The sequence below is a fragment of the Holdemania sp. genome (assembly GCF_986127675.1).
The window spans coordinates 22,240-44,012 of the sequence record NZ_CFQZWI010000002.1 but is presented as its reverse complement, the minus strand read 5'-3'; the positions used below and the strand labels follow the sequence as shown (position 1 = coordinate 44,012).

The following is a 21,773-nucleotide window of genomic DNA, read 5'->3' as shown; positions in this document are numbered from 1 at the left end:
CTCCGTTTTGAACATTTCCTATTTTTTTAATGTTACGTAGGTCAATTCGTTGGTCGCAGCTTTATCCGGAACCTGATACGGCGTGCCGTCGAATTTGGATTTAACCGGAATAACCTGACCATTGTCAAGCAATAAGACGATCGGCATGTCTTCGCTCATCAGCTTCTGAACTTCATCATAGGCTTCCTTACGAATCGCCGGATCCGAGTTCTGCGCGCCTTTATTCAGCGCTGCTTCCATCGCATCGCTGGCATAACCGGTAAAGTTGTTCGAACCATTAATGCCGACACGCATATAGATTCCGGAAATATCCGGTCCCTGATAGCCCGCAAGCATCGTCATATTAAACTTACGCCCTTCTTTAACCTGATCACCCCAGGCGGCATATTCCATCATATTCAATTCTACCTTGATGCCAGCTTCCTTCAAACTGGACTGAACGATCGCCGCAACGTCTTTAAAATTCCCACTTTCAAAAGCATCTAAAGTCACTGTCAGGTAGTAACCTTCTGCATTTTTCTTCAAGCCGCATTCTTCCATCAATGCCTGCGCTTTCGCAATATCCCGTTCCGGCAGTTTGTAATCATCATTCAGATAATCTTTAAACAGCGGAGAAATGAAATATTCCGGCAAAGCGCTGACGCCGTTGCCCATCCGGTCAACGATCGCCTGACGGTCAACCGCATACGCGACAGCCTGACGCAGCTTTGGATTGTTAAACGGTTCCTTCTCCATATTGAAGGTCAGATACGTTCTGTTAATGCTTAAGAAGGAGAAGACTTCATAATTCGGGTCATTGTCGAAATCGTGCAGATTCGCCGTCGGCAAGCTCGTAATGTAGTCGATTTCACCATTTTTAAACGCTTCTAACGTCGTATTCAAATCCGGCATGATTTGATAGATCAGACGTTCGATTTCCGGAGCTCCGCCAAAGAAATCTTCATTGCGTTCCAAAGTAACGCTCTGTCCGCTCTTATACTCAACAAACTTAAACGGACCGGAACCGATTGGCTTCTGCATTGCCGGATTCTTTGCGAAATCCGGATAAGCAGGATCATTCCAGATGTGCTCCGGCAGAATGAATGTTGCATACCAGGCTAACAGAGGAACAAGCCCGGCGTCCGGATTTTTCATATTGAAGACGACTGTCAGGTCATCCGGCGCTTCAATCGTATCGACATTGACAAAAGTATCAGACTTCGACCATTTATTTTCAATGATTGTATCGTAGGTCCATTTTACGTCTTTGGATGTTAATGGTTCGCCGTCATGCCATTTTACGCCGTCACGCAAATGGAAAGTCAGCGTCATATTGTCGTCGCTCCATTCGTAGGAAGTCGCTAAATCTGGAATTGGAACATCGCCCGGCGCCAGCTTATACAAGCGGTTAAACAAGTTCTGAGCCATCGGCCACAGATAATCATCCGATTTCATATCCGGATTAAAGCTCGATGGATCTCCCTGTACCGCCGTGATAAATGTGCCGATGGTTTCTGTATTTTCGGTTTTCGAATCTGTCGTCTGCGCCGGTTTTTCGCCGCCGCCCTGACATCCCGTCAGCAAGAGTGCGGCGCTGAGTAAAGCTGCCAAAATCTTAAAACATTTTTTCATTTCTAAACTCCCTCCCTATCTAAATGAAAAACTATGGTGCATTATCACTTTCCAATAGAATCCCTCCCATTCACATAAGTGTATGATACAGGACGATGAAAAATTATTCAATACTTTTATGTAAATAATTTCATCATTTATGAAAAGTGTTTTTCATTGGACGGACAGAAGTAAAAAAATGACCATGAGAAAAAGACACGCTCCTTATGAGCATGTCTTTAAGAATCTAATATGAATTATTCAGCGCGGTAAGTGTAGGTGTATTCCGAAGAAGCTGTCTTATCGTCCAGTTCCATTGGCATACCCTTCATTTCCTTCTTGATTGCATATTTGTAGCCGTTGTCGATGATTGGGATGATCGGCAGATCAGCACGCATGATCTTCTGAATTTCCTTGTAGCATTCGATTCTTTCTTCTTCATTCGACAGCGTAACGCCCTTGTCTAATAAAGCGTCCAGTTCCGGATTGGAATAGCCAGCCATGTTCATGGATGTTCCAGTCTGAACACGTCCGGATACACCGGAAATATCCGGTCCCTGATAGCCCGCTAACATTGTGATTTCAAAGTTACGGTTAACCTGAACCTTATCCTGCCAAGCAGCCATTTCCATCATGTTGATCTTCAGATCGATGCCGGCTTCTTTGACATTCTGCTGGATAATCGCAGCCAGATCTTTCCAGTTGCCGCTTTCGAACGCATCTAATGTTACATGCAGGTAATAGCCGTCAGCATCTTTCGTATAACCAGCTTCTTCCAACAGCTTCATGGCCTGTTCGACATTCCGTTCCGGTAATTTGGAATCTTCATCTAAGTACTTAGTAAAGGCATGCGAAATCATATACTTGGAAGGTTCGCCATTGCCGCCAGCGGTTCTATCCCAGCAGCCCTGGTTGTCGATCGCTAAAGCAAAGGCTTCGCGGACACGCTGATCCTGGAAACGCTCATCCTGCAGATTAAATGTGATATAAGTCCGGTTGATGCCCATTTCAGAATAGAATGTATAGTTATCATTACCATCCAGATCATTCGCATGAGCAGCTGGGATCATCTGGCACAGATCATCAACTTCACCGTTCATGAAAGCTTCCCACAGAGTATTATCATCAGAAATGATCGCAAACTTCAGCGTTTTGGCAATCGCCTTATCGCCCCAGTAATCTTCATTGCGTTCCAACGCTACATACTGGCCTGCTTTGTATTCAACAAATTTAAACGGACCCGTTCCGACTGGATTCTGGTTGTATGGGTTAGTCGCCGTATCGGTGCCTTCATACAAATGCTTCGGCATAATGAATGTGCCATACCAGGCCAGCTTCGCAATAATCGAAACGTCCGGCGTTTTCAGATTCATAACAACCGTGTTGTCATCCGGGCATTCAATGCTTTCGATATTCGACAGGTTGTCAGCTTTTGACCACTTTTCAGCGATCGCAGTATCGTAAGTCCACTTGACGTCAGCCGAGGTAAACGGCTCGCCGTCATGCCACTTAACGCCATCATGAAGATGGAATGTCAGCTGCATGCCATCTTCGCTGAATTCATAGGATTCAGCTAAATCCAGGTTGATTTTTGTGTTGTTGCCCAGTTTTACCAGACGGTTGAAAATGTTCTGGTTGATCGGCCAGGCGCCGTCATCGGACTTGAAGTCCGGGTTGAAGCTCTGCGGATCCTGCTGCGTGACCATGATCAGAGTCTGATCCGTAGGAATTCCGCTGGTTTCGCCGTCTGTCTGTCCGCCTTCATTGGCAGTGCCGCCATTGTTGGATCCACATCCAGCAAGCGTCATCGCCATGGCCAGACACACGACTAAAACTTTAAGCAGTTTTTTCATGTATTCTTTCCTCCTCTATCGATTGTTTTAAAGCAACCGTTAGTTTAATAATAAACGATTTTCTCAAAAATGTGAAGTCTATGTGTACGACTGGTATGTGAAATTTAAGCGTTTTCTTTACAATCTTTGAAAATATTCATAGAAAAATGTAAGAAATGAAAACAAGGAAGATCAACTTCCTTGCTTCGACGGTTAACGATGCTTTTGCAGATAATCCGCCACCAGCATGCCGCTTTCCAGCTGCACGGCGATCAGCTTACGGATCGGAATGACCTGATAATGCAGTTCTTTCTCCGCGATTTCCGCCCGTTTCGCAAATTCTTTTTCGCCCTCGTCATGAATGCGCTGCAGCCGTTCTGCGACTTCCGGACTTGGGTTCTTCGCCAGCTCATGCTCGCAGGCGCGGATTAAAAGCGTCCACTGCAGTAGTACGCGGTACTTCGGAATCTCCAAGTTGTCAAACGCTTCGGACTCCTTGCACAATTCGTCGTAATTCGGATCCTGACGGATAAAATCACATTCCTGACGATAGTCTTCCTCAAAATGTTCATAACCGTTGCTGACCATCTTGGCGAAGCTGTTGTCGGCGCTGATCAGATCCGCAATCTGATCATAACGAGCTTTGACCGCCTTGCGGTTTTCATGCAGGACTTCGCGGCCTTTCAGCGCGGCTTCCCGGCGGGTGAAATCCATCAGCTTATCGCTCTGAATGCGCGGCTCATAGAAATAAGGCAGCTCGGTAACCAACGTCGTCGCATCGTAGCCCTGCTGGCTGGCATAGTCAGCGCTGCTGGTGCCCGTGGACATCAGCTTTTCCGGCGCGACCGTGCCGTATTTCTCATTGTAATCGTAGGTATCTCTGGAACTGATCATCGGATAGATCGCCTGAGAGAACGGCGTGATGTAGTTGACTTCCGGTTCGCCCAAGTGCAGCGGAATATTCTGCTTCGCGGTCGCGGCATAGAACTTATCCCACAATTCCGGAATCTCCCGGGTCAGATACCAGTACGTGCCACCGAAGCCGGCGTTATGCAGCGAATACATAAACTGCGGCTGAATCTTGTCGATCAAATTCATCAGGCAGACGGTCTCCGGAATCGGCTTGTCGTAGGTATAGTTTTTATAGTGGAACGGGAAATTCCATTCAACCTGTTCATACCCGGCCGGGCGGAAGTAATGACGGGTAAAGTTGGTCAGCGTGATCGGTCCCTTGAACCAGCCTTCGTTGAGCTGCGTACCGTCGAGGTCGATGCTTTTGATCAGATACCAGGTATAATCCAGTTCTTTGCGCAGATCTTCATTTTCAGCCAGCGCCCGTGAGAAATACTCCAGCAGCATTGCGCCCATCGGTTCGTTGGGATGCGGACAGCCGAACATTAAAGCGTTGCGGCTGCCTTTGCCAATCTTCAGGCAGTAAATCGGATGTCCCTTGCGTGATTTCCCGGCCTCAAAAATTTCTACGATCCCCGGAAATTCTGCTGCCAGCCGCCTGGAATTTTCATCCATCTCATCCACAGTCAGAAATTGTTGATAATCCGGAATGTTGTCGATCAATTTTTGAATAAAATCAGCCATTTCAATTCTCCTTTTTTTGTTTTTTATTTTCCGATAACTCGGGAAACAGGCAAATCGACTGGATTTGCCTGTTCTCTTTATGATTTTCGATTATTGGGGATCCATCCAGACCTTGGCCATTTCATACGTACCGTACAAGCTGGCCATTTCCGGCTCAAACGGACTGTTATGAATGTAGCTCTTGACAGGATAAACTGCGGTGAAATCTTTCAGAATGACGATTGGAACATCGTCGTGCATGATCTGCTGGACTTTCTTGTAATAAGGAGCACGTTCTTCCTGCGTGAAGACCTGTACGCCCTGATTGAGCGCTTCATCCAGCTCCGGATTGACATACTTGTCAAGATTCAGCGAGCCTTCCGAATGCACGCGGTTGCGGATCGCGGAAACGTCCGGTCCCTGTCCGCCTGAGCATAAGGCGATATCGAAGTTGTAATCGTCGATCACTTTCGTCATCCACGCGCCCATTTCCAGAATATTCAGCTTCACGTCGATGCCGACCTGTTTCAGGCTGTCCTGAATAACGATCGCGGAATCCTTGAAGTCGCCGGAATCAAAGGTTGTCAGCTCACAGCTGAAATACATTCCGTTGGCGTCCGCAGTGTAGCCGGCTTCCTCAATCAGTTTGCGGGCCACCTCCACATCCCGGGCCGGAATTCGGGCGTCCTCGTTGAGCGCCCACGGGTACATCGGCGAGATGTAGTATTCAGAAACCGCACCGAAGCCTTTGGCCGCTTTGTCCAGGACTGCCTGACGGTCGACCGCCATGTCGATCGCCTGACGGACACGAACGTCGCTGAACGGTTTATCTTCGCCAAGATTGAACGACAGATAGGTTCTGGAACTGGAAACATACTGATAAACAGAATAATGTTCAGGATCGTCGATCAGCTCCTGCAGATTGGAAGTCGGAACGCCGCTCTGCATATCGTCGACTTCGCCATTGAGATAAGATTGATAGGCGGTGGAAGCATCCGGAATGATCGAAATGATCAGCTTGTCCAAATACGGCGCCCCATCCCAGTAATCGTCATTGCGGACCATTTCAATCGAAACGCCCGGCGTATATTTTTCAAATTTGAACGGACCGGTTCCGATCGGATGCATATTGTGTTCGTTCTGCGTCCAGTCCGTGCCTTCGTATAAATGGGCCGGCATAATCCAGGTTCCCAGCCAGCTCAGCGCGCTGACAACCGAGGCGTCCGGCTGTTTCAGATGGAAGACAGCTTTATAATCTCCGTCGGCCGTAACCGAATCGATCATGTTCAATGTATTCGATTGATAACCGTCTTTAAGCACCTGCGTAAACGTCCAGACAACGTCGTGAGATGTAAATGGTTCTCCATCATGCCATTTTACATTTTCGCGTAAATTGAAAGTCAGCGTCATTCCGTCTTCGCTGAATTCCCAATCTGTCGCCAGATCGGGAACGACGCTGCTATCAACCGTCATCTTAACCAGCCGGTTAAAGATGTTGTAAGTTGCAGGCAGCTGCAGATCGTCAGTTTTCATGTTCGGGTTAAACGAGTTCGGTTCGCCGTGACTGCGCATCACGTACGTTCCTCCCTGCTTGGGTTCGCTGATCTGCGAATTGTCGTCCGTTGCCGGTGAAGCCGCTGGCTTGCCTTCCCCACCGCACCCGGTCAGTGTCAGCGCCAGAGCCAAGATCACCGCCAGGCTTTGAATCAGTTTCTTCATAAACTTATGATCCTTTCTTTCTCCCCTAGAGATTAATTTCAGTTTATCCCTTCCTGTAAATCAAGTCAATCTCTTTTTCATCATTCTTCGAAGTTTTCAGAAAGTTTTTCAATCCAATAAAAAAAAGAGTCTGATCACAAACTCTTTTTCCTGAATATTTCTGCTTATTCTTCGACCCAGACACGGGAGAATTCATTGGAAGCAACCGTGTGGATGCCTTCCTCAGAATAAGGATGCCCATGGATCGTATTGCGGACGGCGACGGTAAACGTCGCTTCCTTGACCGGAACGATCGGCAGTTCTTCCGCCAGGATGACCTGCGCCTGCTTGTAGATCTCAGCCCGGGCCGTCTGATCCGTCGTGATCGCGCCTTCGTCTAACAACGCGTCCAGTTCTGCGTTTTTGCAATGCGCCAGGTTAAATGCGCCGGCGGAATGCACACGCATCGAAATCGCTGAAGCATCCGGTCCCTGCGATCCGGAAAGCATCGCCATCTGGTAATCGCTGTCGACCTGAACCTTCTGCTGCCAGGTACCCATTTCCGTGATGTTCAGCTTCACGTCAATCCCGATTTCTTTCAGATTCTGCTGCAATACCGTCGCGGTATCCTTGAAATCGCCGCTGTCAAACAGATCGAGCGTTACGCTCATGTACATGCCGTTAGCGTCGGCGGTATACCCGGCTTCTTCCAGCAGCTGACGAGCTTTTTCCACATCCCGTTCCGGAATTGTCACCGCGTCGTTCATTGCCCAGGCAAAGACCGGCGTCATGTAATATTTCGGCACTGCGCCGATGCCCTTCGCCGCCTTATCCAGAACTTCCTGGCGGTTGATGCCGAGGTTGACCGCTTCGCGCACGCGCACGTCGTTAAACGGTTCTTCGTCAAAATTAAAGGTCAGATAGGTACGGTTGTTGGATGCCCGTTCGTAAACGGTGTAGTCCGGATTGGCTTTTAAGCCGGCGATTTCGTTGCTTGGGATATTCAGCATCAGATCGTCGACTTCGCCGTTCATGTACGCCTGGAAAGCCGTATTGGCATCCGGGATGATCGTGATGACCAGCTTGTCCAGATACGGTGCGCCCATGAAGTAATCGTCGTTGCGGACTAACGTGATCGCCTGACCCTTTTCATAACTTTCAAATTTGAACGGGCCGGTGCCGATCGGATGCATGTTGGCCTCGTTGGCCGTCCAATCCGTACCTTCGTAGATGTGCTTTGGCAGAATGAACGTCCCCAGCCAGCCTAACGAACTTAAAATCGCGGCGCTCGGAGAGCTCATCTGAATGACAACCGTGTTGGCGTCCGGACAGGTGATTTCTTCAATCATTTTGAAGCTGTTGGACTGGAAACCTTCAGTACGGATCATATCCAGCGTCCACTTGACGTCTTCCGAGCTGAACGGTTCGCCGTCATGCCACTTCACATTCTCATAGAGATGGAATGTCAGCGTCTTGCCGTCCTCGCTGAATTCCCAGCTTTCCGCCAGATCCGGAATGATTTCGGTCGAGGCCGTCGTCTTTACCAGCCGGTTAAAGACGTTGGTCGCCGTGTAGGTCGCCATATCGTCACCCTTGATATCCGGGTTAAAGCTGCCTGGATCGGTAGCCTGACGGATGATGTAGGTTCCGCCCTGAACGGGCGTCTGTTCGCCCTCGGACGGGTTTTCCGGGTTGGCGGCCGGTTCCTTCGGTGCAGAAGAACAGCCAGCCAGCATCGCCAGCGCCAACAGCGCAGTCAGTGCTTTTCTTGCAAATTTCATCTTTCTTTCTCCTTGTCTTCTATTTCAGCTTCCTTGCCGGAGCGGTAAACTCCCCACCCTCAAGGTCGTTTCCCACGCGGCCTTGCTCGTGAATGAAGGAAGAAAAGTTCGAAAAAAGGCTCATCCGTCAATCACAGATGAGCCTGAACCGCTGTTTATTTTTCAGCGTCGTTGCCGACAAAATGACAGGAAACAATATGTCCGTTGCCCAGATCACGGGCTTCCGGATATTCTTTAAAACACTTCTCGCAAGCCTGATAACACCGCGGGGCAAAGTAGCAGCCCGGGCCAGTGTTGATCGGGGTCGGCGGTTCGCCCTCAATTTCGATGATTTCGCGTTTTTCCAATGGATCCAAAGATGCGCAGTTGGAAATCAGAACCTTGGTATACGGATGCTGCGGATTGTGCAGAACCTCGTCGGTAACGCCCGTTTCCACGATCCGGCCCAGGTACATGACCGCGACCCGGTCGGAAATATAACGGGTTGTCGCGATATCATGGCTGATGAAAACCATCGCCGTGTTTTCTTCCTTGCTTAATGTCTGAAGCATATTGATGATATCCGCACGGATCGAAACGTCCAGCATGCTGACCGGTTCGTCCGCAACTAAGAACGTCGGGCGCAGCAGCATGCTTCGCAGAATCGAAATACGCTGCAGCTGACCGCCGGACAGTTCATGCGGGTGACGGTAGATATAATCGGTGGCCGGCGCCATTCCGGCGTCTTCCAGCGTTTTGATCATAATGTTGTGCCGTTCTTCATCATTGGCGCCGATTTTGTGAAGCTTCATCGTGCTCATGAAGATTTTTTCGATCGTGTACCGCGGATCAAATGTATCAAACGGGTTCTGGAAAATCATCTGGCAGGTCCGGCAGAAAGCCAGCCGATCCTTCTTTTTCAGCTGAGTGCTGGAAACACCGTGATATAAAATCTCACCGGCCGTCGGATCTTCCAAATGGATCAAAACGCGGCCCAGCGTCGACTTACCGCATCCGGATTCGCCGATAACGCCTAAGGTTTCGCCCCGTTTCAGTTCAAAGCTGACGCCGTCGACAGCCTTGATCGTCTGTTTCTTGCTGACCTTGCCATCCTGCTTGGTCACTTTTTTCTGGATATACCAGCGGGTCAGGTCTTTGACCTGAATAACTACATCTGAGTTTACTGTATCCGACATCGCTTATTCACCTCCTACCTTGTGGCAGGCAACCTTCCAGTTGCCCTTCTCGTTGACCGTCTTCAATTCCGGCTCAACCGTGCGGCATTTCTCAGTCGCAAACGGGCAGCGCGGCGCGAAGACGCAGCCTGGAATTTCCTGACTTAAATCCGGCAGCGAACCCGGAATCCCGCGCAGATCGTTCTTGGCGCCCTTAAAGGACGGGAACGATTTAAGCAACCCCTGCGTGTATGGGTGCTGCGGATTGACTAAGACGTCCTTCGTCTCGCCGCTTTCCATCAATCGGCCGGCATACATGACGGCGATCTTCTTGCAGGTCGAGGCGACAACGGAAACGTCGTGGGTAATCATAATCCGGGTTACGTTCAGATTCTGTTCCAGACTCATGATCTCGCGCAGGATCTGACTCTGCGTAACGACGTCCAGCGCCGTTGTCGCTTCGTCCAGAACCAGTAAGCGCGGATTGTGAAGCAGGCTCAGCGCGATTGAAACACGCTGCATCATGCCGCCGGACAGTTCGTGCGGATATAACTCGTAAACACGGTCAGACAGGTTGACGACCTTGAACAGATCGTAAACCCGCTGTTTGATTTCATTCTTGTCCGCGTTTGGAAAATGCACGCGGTAAACGTCTTCCATCTGCGCACCGACCTTGTGAACCGGGCTCAGCGCGCTCATCGACTTCTGGAATACGATCGACAGATCGGTCCAGCGCAGCGCATCCATTTCATCCTTCGTTAACTTTAACAGATCCTTGCCGTTGTACAAAATTTCGCCGTCGACCTGCGTGATGCGGTGCGGCAGCAGGCGCAGAACGGCGCTGGCCAGCGTGGATTTGCCGGAACCGGACTCGCCGACGATGCCGATCGAATCCTGTTCCTCAATTTCCAGGCTGACATGCTGGCAGGCATGGACCTTCTTGTCCTTCATAATATAACGTACATTGACGTTTTTCAGTTCTAATAATGCCATTTTTTCCTTCCTCCCTAGTTATTGGCGTCCATCTTAGGCGAGAGCACGCGGTTGAGGCCGTCACCGATGAGGAAGAATGTCAGAACGGTGAAGACAACGGCAACGCCGGCGAAGGTGGAAATCCACCAGCCCTTCGGCATGTACTGTTTGCCATGGTAGATAATCTGACCCCAGCTGACGACATTTGGATCGCCTAAGCCCAAGAATGACAGGCCGGCTTCGGACAGGATCGCGCTGGAGACGTTCATCGTGGTCTGCGCGATAATCGGGAAAATCCCGTTTGGAATGATGTGCTTGAACATGATGCTGAAGCGGCTTTCGCCCATCGCCTGCGCGCTCTTGACGAACGTTCTCTCCTTTAAGGAGATCGCCTGCGCACGCATTAAACGCGCATTGCCGGTCCACGAAGTCAGGCCGATAACAATCATGATGTACATGATGTTACTGCCAAACAGCGCGACGATGATCAGAATCAGGAAGAACGACGGCGTCATCAGGAAGAAGTTCATGAATTCCGAAATGAGCCGGTCGATCTTGCCGCCGAAGAAACCCGCGATGCCGCCGATGCAGGTACCCAGAATACCGGAAATACTCGCGGCGACGACGCCGATCATTAACGACGTCCGCGTCCCATAGATAATCTCACTTAAAACGTCGCGGCCCAGACCGTCGGTACCCAGGATATGTCCCGGCGTGCCCGGTCCGGCAACCAGCGCATCATATAATTTATACGGATCGCACGGAGCGATAATCGGCGCGAAGAAAGCGATGCACAATAAGACGATCAGAAGAATGACGCCCGTGCGCAGCTGGGAGTTCTTTTTCAACACCCGCATCGCAGCCTGAAAAACATTGTCTTTTTTCATTGTACTGTTCCTCCTAGTCGTAGCGGATCCGCGGATCGATAAAGCCGTAGAGGATATCGACCAGAATCATCGCGATACAGATAACGACGGACGTGACCAGATAAATTCCAGTCAGCACCGGATAGTCACGCTTGGAAATCGAGCTGAACATCAGTCGGCCCATGCCCGGCCATGCGAAAACCGTTTCGATTAAGACGGAACCCGAAAGCAAAAACGCCAGCGACATGCCCAAAACCGTCACGGTCGGCAGAATCGCGTTGCGCAGAACATACTTGTTGAAGATCCGGCTTTCCTTCATGCCGGTCGCCTTGAACGTCGTGATGAAATCTTCCGACATCACCTGTAAGACGGAAGAACGCGCGATTCGGAAGTAATACGGCGTCTGCGTCAGCACCATCGTCGTAATCGGCAGCACCAGATGGCGGCAGACGTCGGCGAAGTACGCAAACCCCTTATAATTGGCTCTCAGGTTCACCATGCCCGAGGTCGGGAACCATTTCAGCGTCGAAGCGAAGATCAGAATCATCATTAACCCCAGCCAGAATCCCGGCGTCGCGTCGAACACATACGAGATACTGCACACGAACTGGTCAAACTTGGACCCGTTCTTTCGCGCAGCGTAGATTCCTATCAATGTACCAATGGTGACGGACAGCAGCACCGCGGTTAACGACAGCGCCAGTGTCGGGCCGATCTTCTCGCCGATCAGTTTAATGACGGATTCGTCGCTGATGTAAGAATACCCCAAGTCCCCCTTCGCTACATTGCCAAGAAACATGACGAACTGCTCCGGAATGGATTTGTCCAGGCCATATTTTTGCTGCAGTGCTTCGATCATCTCTTCGTTTGGATTATCCGTGCCCGCCATAATGCGGATCGGATCGCCCGGAGCCAGACGGATCAACGTAAAGTTGAAGCAGACTGACAACAGGACAACGAGAAGACCACTCAATGCACGTTTTCCAATATAACGTTTCATTTCAAGATTTCCTCCTTTTACCTAAAAATCTTTTTCCTCTGTCCTCTCAAACGGGAAAATAAAAATGTAAAATTTTCATAATTTTACATTCAATGAAACATAATTTCATTGCTTTCTATTATACACGAAAATCTGTCAAATGGAATAACCTGAAAAGAATTTTCCCGTTTTTTTTACCATTTTGCGCCGTTTTTCTTATTTTTTACATTCGTTTTCAGAAAGTGCTTGTAAACGGAACTTGTTCAAATTTGCCGCCGGATATCTCCTTTTTCAGCCCCTGAAATAAGCCGGGCGCGCCTTGTTCAGCGCGCCTGCCAGTACGCGATCCGGGCTTTCAGAAGCGCGATCATCGCCGCGCAGTCGCCGTCAAAGCCCGTCTTTCCCAAATCAATATTCGGTTTGGTCGCCCCATGAAAATCACTGCCGAAAGTTTCGGCCAGTCCCCATTTCCGGCAGAATTCATGATAAAACCGCCGGCCTTTCTCATCATGGTAAGAACTGTAAACTTCAAAACCGTCCGCTCCGCCTTCGCGCAGTTCTTCCGCCGCCGCGGCGTCCAGCTTCAGATTCTGCATCGGATGAGCGACGATCAGCGCTCCGCCGCAGCGATGCACATAATCCACAACCTGCCGCCAGTCCGGCAGCCGCATTTCGGCATAGCCCCAACACCCCACCGCCAGCTGATCCCAATAGAAGTTGGCGATCGGATTGGCGCTGCGTGCGCCTGTCTGATATGGCTTCAGATCAGGATGAGCCTGAGTTTCAAGCAGCTCCTGCGTAATTTCAACGTTGGTATACGGCCGGCCGTGTGCCCGTGCGATGATCGCCGCTTCGTTTAGCTTCAAGCCGTAATGCTCCTCGATCAATGCCAGCCGCTGACGTCCGGTGCGCCGCAGCTCTTCGATGTAATGATTCTTTAAGCGCGTGAAGCCGGGATCACGCAGATCGCAGCCGTAACCTAACAAATGTACGATATTGCGGCCGAAGAAGCAGTCGATTTCAATGCCCCGCAGCGTTTCGATCCCCGTTTCCTGCGCCTTGGCCTCCAGCTTCAGCGCGCCGTCGATCTCATTATGGTCGCTGATCGCGATCAGGTCCAGATGCTTTTCCCGCGCCAGGCGCAGGATCGTTTCCACGGATTCCGTGGCGTCAAAACTGGCTGAACAGTGGATGTGCAGATCTGCTTTCATCGTTCATTCCTCCTTTGAAAGTGGTATAATATCCCAAGAAAAGAGGGATAGTATGCCGCAGCTTTATGAAACCATTCTTCATCAATGTCAAGACCAATGCGAGCTTTTAATCGTCTCCAAGCATCGCTCCATCGCCCAGATCCAGGCTTATTACGATCGCGGCGCGCGCGATTTCGGGGAAAACCGGGCACAGGAGCTGCTGCAGAAGGCGCCGCAGCTGCCATCCGATATCCGCTGGAATTTTATCGGCCACCTGCAGCGCAACAAGGTCCGCGCCGTTTTGCCTTATCTGCACCGTGTCTGTTCGCTGGATTCGCTGGAGCTGGCGGCCGTGCTGGACAAGGAAGCCGCCCGCCTCAGCCGGACGATCGGCGTGCTGAGTGAATTCAATCTGGCCCAGGAGACGACCAAAACCGGATTGGCAGCCGCCCAGGCCGACGCTTTCTTTGAAGCACTCAGCCAGTTTGAACATCTGATTCCCGAAGGGATCATGGTGATGGGGCCGCATGTGGAGGATGAAGCCGCCATTGCCGCCGTCTTCCGTCAGGCCCGCGCCTTATTTGATCGGCTGAAAAAGAACTACGGCGGCCCGCAGTTTACGATCTGTTCGATGGGGATGAGTCACGATTACCCGATCGCCCTGCGCGAAGGCTCCACGCAGCTGCGCCTGGGGACGATTCTGTTCGAAGATTAAGCCTTCGTACATCCCCGGGGCTGCGCTTTTCGTTTTTAGTGGGAACAACGGCAGCGGATCAATCAAAAAACGCCCAGCCGCAGTACACATAAACCATATAGATAACAAACCCCTGGATCCCCAGAAAGTTGAAAATGGATTTCAGCTGCGGGAAGACGATATAGCCCAGATCCCATAACACGAAAAACATCAGAAAGAACGAGATGACGAGTTTTTTAAACCATGACTCATCTCGTCTTTTTTTATGGATATGCAAACTCAGGCCGAATGCGAACAAACTGATTGCGATCGCGATCGTCACCAGCGTCGAACGGATCGAAACCGGCAGATACATATTGAACAGCCGCACGATCAGGCCGCTGACGATCATGATCAGAAAGGGAATGCCATATCTTCTGGCAAAGCTCATAAACTCACTCCTAACTTAACGTCCTCTATTATACATGACTTCGACGGAATCTGACAAAGAAAACTTCCCGGGTTCTTCGCCTGGACAGCGCGGCCGGGCCGCTCATACCCTGACGATAGAGGAGGAGTGTTATGGCCCATCTGATCTTTTTAAGCCTGTTGGTCAGTCTGGACGGTTTTTTCAGCGGATTCACCTTCCGGCTGAAAAAAATCCGCATCTGTCTGCCGCAGCTGCTTTTCATCTCGCTTTGCCCGCTGGTGATCGTCAGTGCGGTGATGTTGTCCGCGCGGCGAATGACGGCCGCCATTCCCCCGGGCGCCGCCCGGGGATTAGGCTTTGTGTTGTTTTTCTGTCTGGCTTACCTGTCGTTTGCAGAGGCGTTAAAAAAACGCAGATCCGGTTCACCCACGCTGATCACGATGATCAACGACCCGGCCAGCTCCGATCTGGATCACAACCAGCGTCTGAGCAGCCGCGAAGCGTTGTTATTGGGGTTGGCGTTAAGTCTGGACAACGCCGTGCTGGGATTCAGCTTCGCTCTGGATGGAGCGCCGGTGGGCTCGACAGCGCTGTGTTTTGCGCTTGTGAATTTCCTGTTGGTTATGGCCGGCAATCTCTGCCCAGTGCTGCCGTTTGTCCGAAGAATTGAAAAAGGCAGTGAATACCTGCCTTCGCTGCTGTTTCTGCTTTTGGCCTTCAGCCGGCTGCTTTAACGAACTTTTCGATCTGATCCAGCGCCCAGTTCAGCGTTTCCCACTCGCCGCCGACCGATATCCGCACATGACCTGCTCCGCGCCTGCCGAACAGCGTTCCCGGCAAGACGGCGACGCCGGCCTGTTCCGCCAGCGCAAGCGCAAATTGTTCGCTGGTCAAACCGGTTGAGACGATCGACGGAAAGCAGTAAAAGCTGCCTTCCGGACAAAGACAGGATAAACCGATTTCATTCAGCCGCCGCCAGGCGTGTTCGCATTGTTTTTCAACAGTCTGCCGCCAGGGCGCAGCCGACAGCGTCAGCGCGGTGCAGCCGGCCTTCTGCACAAATCCAGCCACGCCGGAGACCAGCGCCTGATGTGTTTTCAGCAGCGCCGGATTCCAGCGCCGGGGAGCGCTGATCCAGCCCAGCCGCCAGCCGGTCATCGCATACGTCTTGGAAAAGCTGCCGACGAAGATCACGCGGTGACGGGCAGACCGCAACACCTTGAAATTCAGCGGTTTCCAGCTTAACTGTTCGTAAGCCGCATCCAGGATCAGCGCCAGATCAAACTTTTCCGCCAGGGCTGCCAGATGCTCTAATGCGTCGGCAGATAAAACCTGACCGGTCGGATTATTCGGACTGGCGGCGATAATCGCCCGGGTCCGCGCGCTGACCGCACGTTCCATCGCCGCAAACTCCGGCTGAAATTGATCGTCGGTCAAACAGAACACCGGTACGGCAGACGCCAGTGCGATTGCGCTGAGCGTACCGGGATAGCCGGGATCCATCACCAGCACCTCGTCGCCGGGATTCAATAACGCCAGGCAGCAGACTGCCAGCGCCTCCTGTGCCCCATTGGTGATCAGAATCTGTTCCGGATGAAACGTCCAGCCGCGCAAAGCTCGCTCGCGCTCTGCCAGCTGTTGTCGCAGCGGGGCCAGTCCGGCGGCTGGGGGATAGTGCGTCAGGCCCTGCCGCAGCGCTTCCGACGCGGCTTCCGCGATCCTCAAATCCGTGCTCTGCGCCGGCTCGCCCAGCGTCAGCTGCGCCCGCGCACCGGACTCATGCAGCCGCGCAGTCCAGGTCCGGATCGGACTGACCGGCATTTTTCGTACTTCTTCATGAATTCGCATAATTGCCTCCTTTCTTTTCATTGTATGAAAGGTTCTTTTCAATTCTGTGCAATTCAGTTATAATCAAGACATTAATCAAGGAAAGAAGATGATCCCGATGTCTTTTATGAAACAATCCGCCGATCTGCAGCCGATTGAAGATACCGTCTTCGCCGTCGTCTCAATGGCGAAGCAGGATATCGCCGAACATGGCGCAGAGGCCGTCGTCGACGCGACGATCGGCTCCCTTTACGATGAACAGGGCAGACTTGTCGCCTACCAGAATGTCTTCGACCACTACAACGCGATCGCCAAGGAAGTCAAAGCGGCTTACGCCGCCAGCTTCACCGGCAATCCTGGCTACCGGACTCAGGTCAGAAACTGGGTGCTGCAGGATCAGCCGATCAAATTAAACGCCTCCGTCATCGCTACCCCGGGCGGCACCGGCGCCGTCAACATGACGATGATCAATGTTCTGGAAGCGGGACAAACTGTCGTCCTGCCGGAAATCTGCTGGGGATCGTACAACTTGATGGCCGCCCAGGCCCGGCTGAAGACCGCTTCCTACGCGATGTTTGACGGCGATCACTTCAACTTCGCTTCGTTTGAAAGCGTCTGCCGCCAGGTGATGAGCGAGCAGGGACGGCTGCTGGCCGTGATCAATGATCCATGCCACAACCCGACCGGCTATTCCATGAGTCTGGCGGAATGGCGGCAAATCGTCCACTTCCTCAACGAGCTGAGCAAACAGGGACCGTGCGTGATTCTCAACGATATCGCTTATATTGATTACAGCTATCAGGGCCTGCACAGCCGCGATTATCTGAGCTGCCTTAATGAAATAAATGAAAACGTGCTGGCCGTGATCGCGTTCAGCTGTTCCAAAACGCTGACCTCTTACGGCCTGCGCTGCGGGGCGGCATTAATTCTGGGACAAAACGCCCAGCGCGTGCGCGAAGCCGAGATCGTTTTCGAAAAGACCGCCCGCGCCACATGGAGCAACATCCCCAACGCCGCGATGGAAAACTTCACCTGGATCACGACGGAAAACCGCGCTGGCTTCGAGGCAGAAAAACAGCGCTATGTCGATCTGCTGAAACAGCGCAGCCAGTGCTTCATCGAAGAAGCCGCCGCTTGCGGTCTGCTTTGTTATCCTTATAAAGAAGGTTTCTTTGTAACGCTGCAGATGAAGGATAACGCGCTGCGTGATCAATATCATCAGAAGCTGATCGACAATCATATCTACACCGTCAAGGTCAACAAAGGAATCCGCGTCGCACTCTGTTCGCTGAGTCTGTCGAAAGTGCAGGGACTGGCCGGGCGGATGAAAGCGATTCTGGATTCGCTGCAATAAAGTTCACATTTTCTTTGGATTCAAACAAACCCTGCCGAGACATTGGCAGGGTTTGCTTTACCCTTCGCTCAGACCGGCCCCCGCTTGGTCCCTTTATTCGAATAAGAAACTTTTTTCATCATTTTTATTTTAAAAATCAAAATTTAAAATATTAAATTAATTATTTTTATTTTATAATTCATAATTTTAATTGACAGTTTAATCGCTTTGTCATATTATGGAACTAACAAGAGGTGGACGTCATGAATGAAACGAAAACACTGAAGCTCTGGAATAAAAATTTTATCCTGCTGTGGCAGGGTACGCTGTTCTCCACATTCGGCGATGTGCTTTACAGCATCTGCATCGGCTATTGGGTCTATGAGAAAACCGGATCCACCGCATTAATGGGTCTGCTGACAAGCATCTCCATGTTTGTTGCAATGATCCTGGGACCCTTCTGCGGTGCGATCATCGACCGCAGCCACCGCAAATGGATGATCGTCGGCACGGACCTGATCCGCGGCTTAACGATGATCGGACTGGGCCTGATCGCGATGAGCCAGCACTTGGAAGTCTGGATGGTGCTGGCTACAGCTTTCATCGCCGCCCTGTGCAACGCGTTTTTCACACCGGCTTCAATGACCGTCATGACCGATCTGGTGATGCCGAAGGATCTGGTCCGGGCGCAGTCGCTCTCCGGCGGCATGCGCTCGCTCGTCGCGATGGCCGGCAAAGGCTTGAGCGGAGCGATCATCGCGTTTCTCGGCGTTCCCTTCGTCATCCTGCTCAACGGGGTCTCCCTGTTGATCTCCGCGTTCACCGAATGCTTCATCGACGTGCCGCGGGCGCCCAAGACAGGCATGCCGATCAACCTGAAAACATTGTTTGCCGATTTGAAAGAGGGCGCCCAGTATGTGTTCAACGACCGCTGCTTCCGCCTGATCGTCATCATCGCGGTGTCCGCCAATTTCTTCGGCTCGGGCATGGGCGCCGTGTTCCTGCCGTTTTGTCTGGGCCGGGGGCTGGACGTCGTACAGTATGGCTATCTGATGTCGCTGCAGTCGATTTCCGCGCTGATCGGCACGATTTTCATGGGCACGCTGAATATCAAACCGGAGCTGCGGATCCGACTGATGTTGTTCGGTTTTCCGTTAAGTTCCCTGTTGTTTGCCGTCTGTTATTCGATGCAGACGTTCAACTCGCTGGCGTTCACCTTTCTGATCACCTATTTTGTCAGCGCCGTGGCCAACGCGATTCTCAACGCCGCGTTCATGTTGGTCATCCCGCGGGAAAAGCGGGCGATGATTTCCGGCTTTATCATGATGGCCTCCAGCGGCGGTCAGGCGTTATCCTCGCTGGCTTTCGGGTTCATCGCGGAATTCGTCGATCTGAGCGTACTGGGCACCGTTTCCAGTCTGATCTCGATTCTGCCGTTTATTCTGTTGTTTGTCTATCCGGAAATCAAGGAACGCTTCATCCAGGCGGAATTGAATCCGGAAGTCTGAAATCCCGCGGGTCCACAAAAAAACCACCGAATGGAATCCTGCTCTCTGCCCGCATGACAGAAGCTTGTTCCTGCGGTGGTTTTTCTTTTTTGTTTGAGAGAACTTGTTTCCTTTTCCGTCCGGACGCGTTTTGCCTTAACTCTCCTTCCGCCCGTAAATACTGGCGAACGGTTTTCTTAACGCCATATACAAGAATACGGAAACAAAGACGCAGATCACGGCGTTGAAGGCGGTAACACCGCCGGTCCAGGTCAGGATGATCGCCGCGGCTTCGGCATTGATCCCCAGAATAAACCGTTTGAACAAATAACCGATGATCGGATCAAAGACCACGTTGAAACCCAGGCCCGCCGCCGCGCTGATCGCTGCGATTTGAGCCGCCTGTCTGGAATCTGCGGCCTGCGCCAGTCCCAGCTTCTGTCCGACTTTTCCGGAGAGATAGCCGATGCAGAATTTCAGGAAAAATGTCTTCGGTGCGGATGCGACATAGCGCGGATCCAGCAAGTCGGCAATCGACAAGCCGATCGCTCCGGCAACGCCCCCCTCGGCTGGTCCTAACAAAAAAGCCGACACCACCACGATCGCATTTGCGACGTGGATCGCGACTGAAGATCCGGCCGCCAATGGGATGTCGATCTTCAAATAGCTGAAAACAATGTAATTGATCGCCGCAAAGATAGCGATAAACGCCATCGTCTGCGTCCTTTTTTTCATTCCAAATCCCCCTTTTCGCTTTCAGAATACCGCGTAGAAAATCCGCTTCCCGCAGAATTCCCGAGGAAACCGGCGCCGCGGTCTTCCTTATTGTAATACAAAAAGAACGGCGGGGGAAAACTTTTTTATTATTTATTGAGGGGTTATACGACTGATTTTCCAAGCGTGAGCCCCCGGCCAGATTAACGTGGGTCAGTTCGGCCAAGCCGCAGAGAAAAGAGAAAAACCCGCGCCGATTCTCATGTCCGGCCGGGTTTTCTCAGCAAACCGCTTACTTGTCAGAGTTTCCCTGCGGATGCAGTTCGTTTGCGATCTGTTGGGAACGAACCGCCCACACCTGCGCGTAGTTCTGACATTTCGCGCACAGATGTTCCGCGCTTTCCGGCGATTGCAAATCTGTCGAAACTGCGCCGCTTTGCTTGACCAGCCGGGGCAGGATTTCCGGATTTTCCAGCATCGGACATGGCCGCAGCATGTTTTCATTAAACGGCTGGTTGTGATAATAAGCCATAAACAAAGGGCTTTGCAGAGCTTTTAGCAACGTATGCTCGCGGATATTCACATTGGAATAATGGATGAACACGCACGGATCGACATCGCCGTTGGCGTTGATGTGCAGATAACGCCGGCCGCCGGCGATGCAGCCGCCGACATATTCGGCGTCGTTCTGGAAGTCGATCGTGAAGATGGGCTTCGTCTTGCGGAAGCCGCGGATCTGCTGAATCATCCAGGCCCGCTGGTCCGCAGAAGGCAATAACACCGGCGCCGCTTCATTGCCGACCGGCATGTAGTGGAAGAACCAGGCGAACAATGCGCCGTCCCGGATCATCTGATCGAAATACCGCTCGCTGCTGACATCCTGCACATTCGCGCTGGTATAACACGTCGATACGCCGAAGGGCAGCTTGTATTGCTTCAGCAGCGCCATCGCCGCGCGGACCTTCGCATAACACCCCGCGCCCCGGCGGCTGTCGTTGGCTTCTTCAAAGCCTTCCAGTGAAATCGCCGGTACGAAGTTCTTCACTTCCAGCATCGCTTCGCAAAACGCCTCGTCGATCAGTGTTCCATTGGTAAACGCCAGAAACTCGCAATCCGGATGCTTCCGGCAGAGCGTAAGCAGATCCGCTTTGCGCATCAGCGGTTCCCCGCCGGTATAGATATACATAAAGGTCCCCAGAGCTTTGCCCTGAGTGATGATGTTGTCAATTTCCGCCACGCTGAGATTCAGCTGATGGCCGTATTCCGCCGCCCAGCAGCCGGTGCAGCGCAGATTGCACGCCGAGGTCGGATCCAGCAGAATCGCCCACGGAACATTGCATTGATTTTCAGCCGAGGCTTCAATCTGACGGGCGCTGCCTCTGAGGGAGGCGTTGATAATGAAATTGGTGAAGAATGTTTTCCGGACGCCGGCGTCCAGATCATACAGCTTCAGCATCAGGTCATACCAATGATTCTTCTGTTCGATCACCTCGCGCACCGCCCGGCGCTGAGACGCGTACCAGTCCTCAGGGCAAACCTGATCCACCAGCTTCATCACCTTGGGAATATTGGCCTCCGGATCCCGTTCCAGATACGCCAACGCTGTTTTAACAGCGGTTTCCAAAGCGGCGGATTTCATTTTTTCGATCGTTTTCATAAATTAGCTTCTCCT

18 protein-coding genes are annotated in these 21,773 nt (G+C 51.7%); 4 read left to right on the top strand and 14 right to left on the bottom strand.

The window, feature by feature from the left end; genetic code table 11:
* Nucleotides 1-18: 18 nt before the first annotated feature.
* The 10 genes from AC5OW4_RS00680 to AC5OW4_RS00635 form a co-directional block, all read right to left on the bottom strand.
* Nucleotides 19-1,611: an ABC transporter substrate-binding protein gene (locus AC5OW4_RS00680; protein ID WP_493676526.1), complete on the bottom strand. Its 1,593-nt coding sequence runs from the start codon at nt 1,609-1,611 to the stop codon at nt 19-21.
* Nucleotides 1,612-1,847: 236 nt separating this feature from the next.
* Entirely contained in the window at nt 1,848-3,443 is a 1,596-nt protein-coding gene (locus AC5OW4_RS00675) for an ABC transporter substrate-binding protein (RefSeq protein ID WP_493676525.1), read from the bottom strand.
* A gap of 192 nt (nt 3,444-3,635) precedes the next feature.
* Nucleotides 3,636-5,018 carry a M14 family zinc carboxypeptidase gene (locus AC5OW4_RS00670; protein ID WP_493676524.1) on the bottom strand — a complete coding sequence of 461 codons (1,383 nt, stop codon included), beginning with the start codon at nt 5,016-5,018 and terminating at the stop codon, nt 3,636-3,638.
* Nucleotides 5,019-5,108: 90 nt separating this feature from the next.
* Nucleotides 5,109-6,716: an ABC transporter substrate-binding protein gene (locus AC5OW4_RS00665; protein ID WP_195547915.1), complete on the bottom strand. Its 1,608-nt coding sequence runs from the start codon at nt 6,714-6,716 to the stop codon at nt 5,109-5,111.
* Between the two features lie 164 nt (nt 6,717-6,880).
* Nucleotides 6,881-8,476 (bottom strand): ABC transporter substrate-binding protein, encoded by a 1,596-nt coding sequence (locus AC5OW4_RS00660; protein WP_195547914.1) that lies wholly within the window; start codon nt 8,474-8,476, stop codon nt 6,881-6,883.
* A gap of 155 nt (nt 8,477-8,631) precedes the next feature.
* On the bottom strand, nt 8,632-9,651 hold the full coding sequence (locus tag AC5OW4_RS00655) for an oligopeptide/dipeptide ABC transporter ATP-binding protein (protein WP_195395954.1): 1,020 nt from the start codon (nt 9,649-9,651) through the stop codon (nt 8,632-8,634).
* Nucleotides 9,652-9,654: 3 nt separating this feature from the next.
* Nucleotides 9,655-10,623 (bottom strand): ABC transporter ATP-binding protein, encoded by a 969-nt coding sequence (locus tag AC5OW4_RS00650; RefSeq protein ID WP_072685846.1) that lies wholly within the window; start codon nt 10,621-10,623, stop codon nt 9,655-9,657.
* Between the two features lie 14 nt (nt 10,624-10,637).
* On the bottom strand, nt 10,638-11,489 hold the full coding sequence (locus AC5OW4_RS00645; RefSeq protein ID WP_195395953.1) for an ABC transporter permease: 852 nt from the start codon (nt 11,487-11,489) through the stop codon (nt 10,638-10,640).
* A gap of 13 nt (nt 11,490-11,502) precedes the next feature.
* A complete protein-coding gene (locus AC5OW4_RS00640; protein ID WP_006059835.1) occupies nt 11,503-12,468 on the bottom strand; it encodes an ABC transporter permease in 966 nt (321 codons plus the stop codon).
* A gap of 302 nt (nt 12,469-12,770) precedes the next feature.
* Nucleotides 12,771-13,658 (bottom strand): PHP domain-containing protein, encoded by an 888-nt coding sequence (locus AC5OW4_RS00635; protein WP_072685842.1) that lies wholly within the window; start codon nt 13,656-13,658, stop codon nt 12,771-12,773.
* Between the two features lie 52 nt (nt 13,659-13,710).
* On the opposite strand from AC5OW4_RS00635, the gene AC5OW4_RS00630 reads away from it, so the two are divergent.
* On the top strand, nt 13,711-14,352 hold the full coding sequence (locus tag AC5OW4_RS00630) for a YggS family pyridoxal phosphate-dependent enzyme (RefSeq protein WP_195395951.1): 642 nt from the start codon (nt 13,711-13,713) through the stop codon (nt 14,350-14,352).
* A gap of 58 nt (nt 14,353-14,410) precedes the next feature.
* Here AC5OW4_RS00630 and AC5OW4_RS00625 read toward each other — a convergent pair whose 3' ends face one another.
* The gene (locus AC5OW4_RS00625; protein WP_072685838.1) at nt 14,411-14,761 is read right to left on the bottom strand and encodes a hypothetical protein; all 351 of its coding nucleotides are present in this window, start codon (nt 14,759-14,761) and stop codon (nt 14,411-14,413) included.
* Nucleotides 14,762-14,892: 131 nt separating this feature from the next.
* On the opposite strand from AC5OW4_RS00625, the gene AC5OW4_RS00620 reads away from it, so the two are divergent.
* On the top strand, nt 14,893-15,474 hold the full coding sequence (locus tag AC5OW4_RS00620; RefSeq protein WP_072685836.1) for a manganese efflux pump: 582 nt from the start codon (nt 14,893-14,895) through the stop codon (nt 15,472-15,474).
* Here the strand turns inward: AC5OW4_RS00620 and AC5OW4_RS00615 are convergent.
* A complete protein-coding gene (locus AC5OW4_RS00615; RefSeq protein ID WP_493676523.1) occupies nt 15,458-16,588 on the bottom strand; it encodes a pyridoxal phosphate-dependent aminotransferase in 1,131 nt (376 codons plus the stop codon). The two genes, AC5OW4_RS00620 and AC5OW4_RS00615, sit on opposite strands and share 17 nt — an antisense overlap.
* 97 nt (nt 16,589-16,685) lie before the next feature.
* On the opposite strand from AC5OW4_RS00615, the gene AC5OW4_RS00610 reads away from it, so the two are divergent.
* Together AC5OW4_RS00610 and AC5OW4_RS00605 are read left to right on the top strand one after the other, a co-directional pair.
* Nucleotides 16,686-17,921 carry a pyridoxal phosphate-dependent aminotransferase gene (locus AC5OW4_RS00610; RefSeq protein ID WP_493676522.1) on the top strand — a complete coding sequence of 412 codons (1,236 nt, stop codon included), beginning with the start codon at nt 16,686-16,688 and terminating at the stop codon, nt 17,919-17,921.
* Between the two features lie 242 nt (nt 17,922-18,163).
* The gene (locus tag AC5OW4_RS00605; RefSeq protein ID WP_072685834.1) at nt 18,164-19,408 is read left to right on the top strand and encodes an MFS transporter; all 1,245 of its coding nucleotides are present in this window, start codon (nt 18,164-18,166) and stop codon (nt 19,406-19,408) included.
* A gap of 135 nt (nt 19,409-19,543) precedes the next feature.
* On the opposite strand, the gene AC5OW4_RS00600 is transcribed toward AC5OW4_RS00605, so the two are convergent.
* Both AC5OW4_RS00600 and AC5OW4_RS00595 read right to left on the bottom strand, forming a co-directional pair.
* The gene (locus tag AC5OW4_RS00600; RefSeq protein ID WP_493676520.1) at nt 19,544-20,122 is read right to left on the bottom strand and encodes an ECF transporter S component; all 579 of its coding nucleotides are present in this window, start codon (nt 20,120-20,122) and stop codon (nt 19,544-19,546) included.
* Between the two features lie 271 nt (nt 20,123-20,393).
* Nucleotides 20,394-21,758, bottom strand: coding sequence for a radical SAM/SPASM domain-containing protein (locus AC5OW4_RS00595; protein WP_072685830.1), 1,365 nt, complete (start codon nt 21,756-21,758; stop codon nt 20,394-20,396).
* Nucleotides 21,759-21,773: the final 15 nt, after the last annotated feature.

Bases quoted from the DNA above. Each gene is read 5' to 3' on its own strand.
- AC5OW4_RS00680 (WP_493676526.1), bottom strand. From the start codon at position 1,611: ATGAAAAAATGTTTTAAGATTTTGGCAGCTTTACTCAGCGCCGCACTC.
- AC5OW4_RS00675 (WP_493676525.1), bottom strand. From the start codon at position 3,443: ATGAAAAAACTGCTTAAAGTTTTAGTCGTGTGTCTGGCCATGGCGATG.
- AC5OW4_RS00670 (WP_493676524.1), bottom strand. From the start codon at position 5,018: ATGGCTGATTTTATTCAAAAATTGATCGACAACATTCCGGATTATCAA.
- AC5OW4_RS00665 (WP_195547915.1), bottom strand. From the start codon at position 6,716: ATGAAGAAACTGATTCAAAGCCTGGCGGTGATCTTGGCTCTGGCGCTG.
- AC5OW4_RS00660 (WP_195547914.1), bottom strand. From the start codon at position 8,476: ATGAAATTTGCAAGAAAAGCACTGACTGCGCTGTTGGCGCTGGCGATG.
- AC5OW4_RS00655 (WP_195395954.1), bottom strand. From the start codon at position 9,651: ATGTCGGATACAGTAAACTCAGATGTAGTTATTCAGGTCAAAGACCTG.
- AC5OW4_RS00650 (WP_072685846.1), bottom strand. From the start codon at position 10,623: ATGGCATTATTAGAACTGAAAAACGTCAATGTACGTTATATTATGAAG.
- AC5OW4_RS00645 (WP_195395953.1), bottom strand. From the start codon at position 11,489: ATGAAAAAAGACAATGTTTTTCAGGCTGCGATGCGGGTGTTGAAAAAG.
- AC5OW4_RS00640 (WP_006059835.1), bottom strand. From the start codon at position 12,468: ATGAAACGTTATATTGGAAAACGTGCATTGAGTGGTCTTCTCGTTGTC.
- AC5OW4_RS00635 (WP_072685842.1), bottom strand. From the start codon at position 13,658: ATGAAAGCAGATCTGCACATCCACTGTTCAGCCAGTTTTGACGCCACG.
- AC5OW4_RS00630 (WP_195395951.1), top strand. From the start codon at position 13,711: ATGCCGCAGCTTTATGAAACCATTCTTCATCAATGTCAAGACCAATGC.
- AC5OW4_RS00625 (WP_072685838.1), bottom strand. From the start codon at position 14,761: ATGAGCTTTGCCAGAAGATATGGCATTCCCTTTCTGATCATGATCGTC.
- AC5OW4_RS00620 (WP_072685836.1), top strand. From the start codon at position 14,893: ATGGCCCATCTGATCTTTTTAAGCCTGTTGGTCAGTCTGGACGGTTTT.
- AC5OW4_RS00615 (WP_493676523.1), bottom strand. From the start codon at position 16,588: ATGCGAATTCATGAAGAAGTACGAAAAATGCCGGTCAGTCCGATCCGG.
- AC5OW4_RS00610 (WP_493676522.1), top strand. From the start codon at position 16,686: ATGTCTTTTATGAAACAATCCGCCGATCTGCAGCCGATTGAAGATACC.
- AC5OW4_RS00605 (WP_072685834.1), top strand. From the start codon at position 18,164: ATGAATGAAACGAAAACACTGAAGCTCTGGAATAAAAATTTTATCCTG.
- AC5OW4_RS00600 (WP_493676520.1), bottom strand. From the start codon at position 20,122: ATGAAAAAAAGGACGCAGACGATGGCGTTTATCGCTATCTTTGCGGCG.
- AC5OW4_RS00595 (WP_072685830.1), bottom strand. From the start codon at position 21,758: ATGAAAACGATCGAAAAAATGAAATCCGCCGCTTTGGAAACCGCTGTT.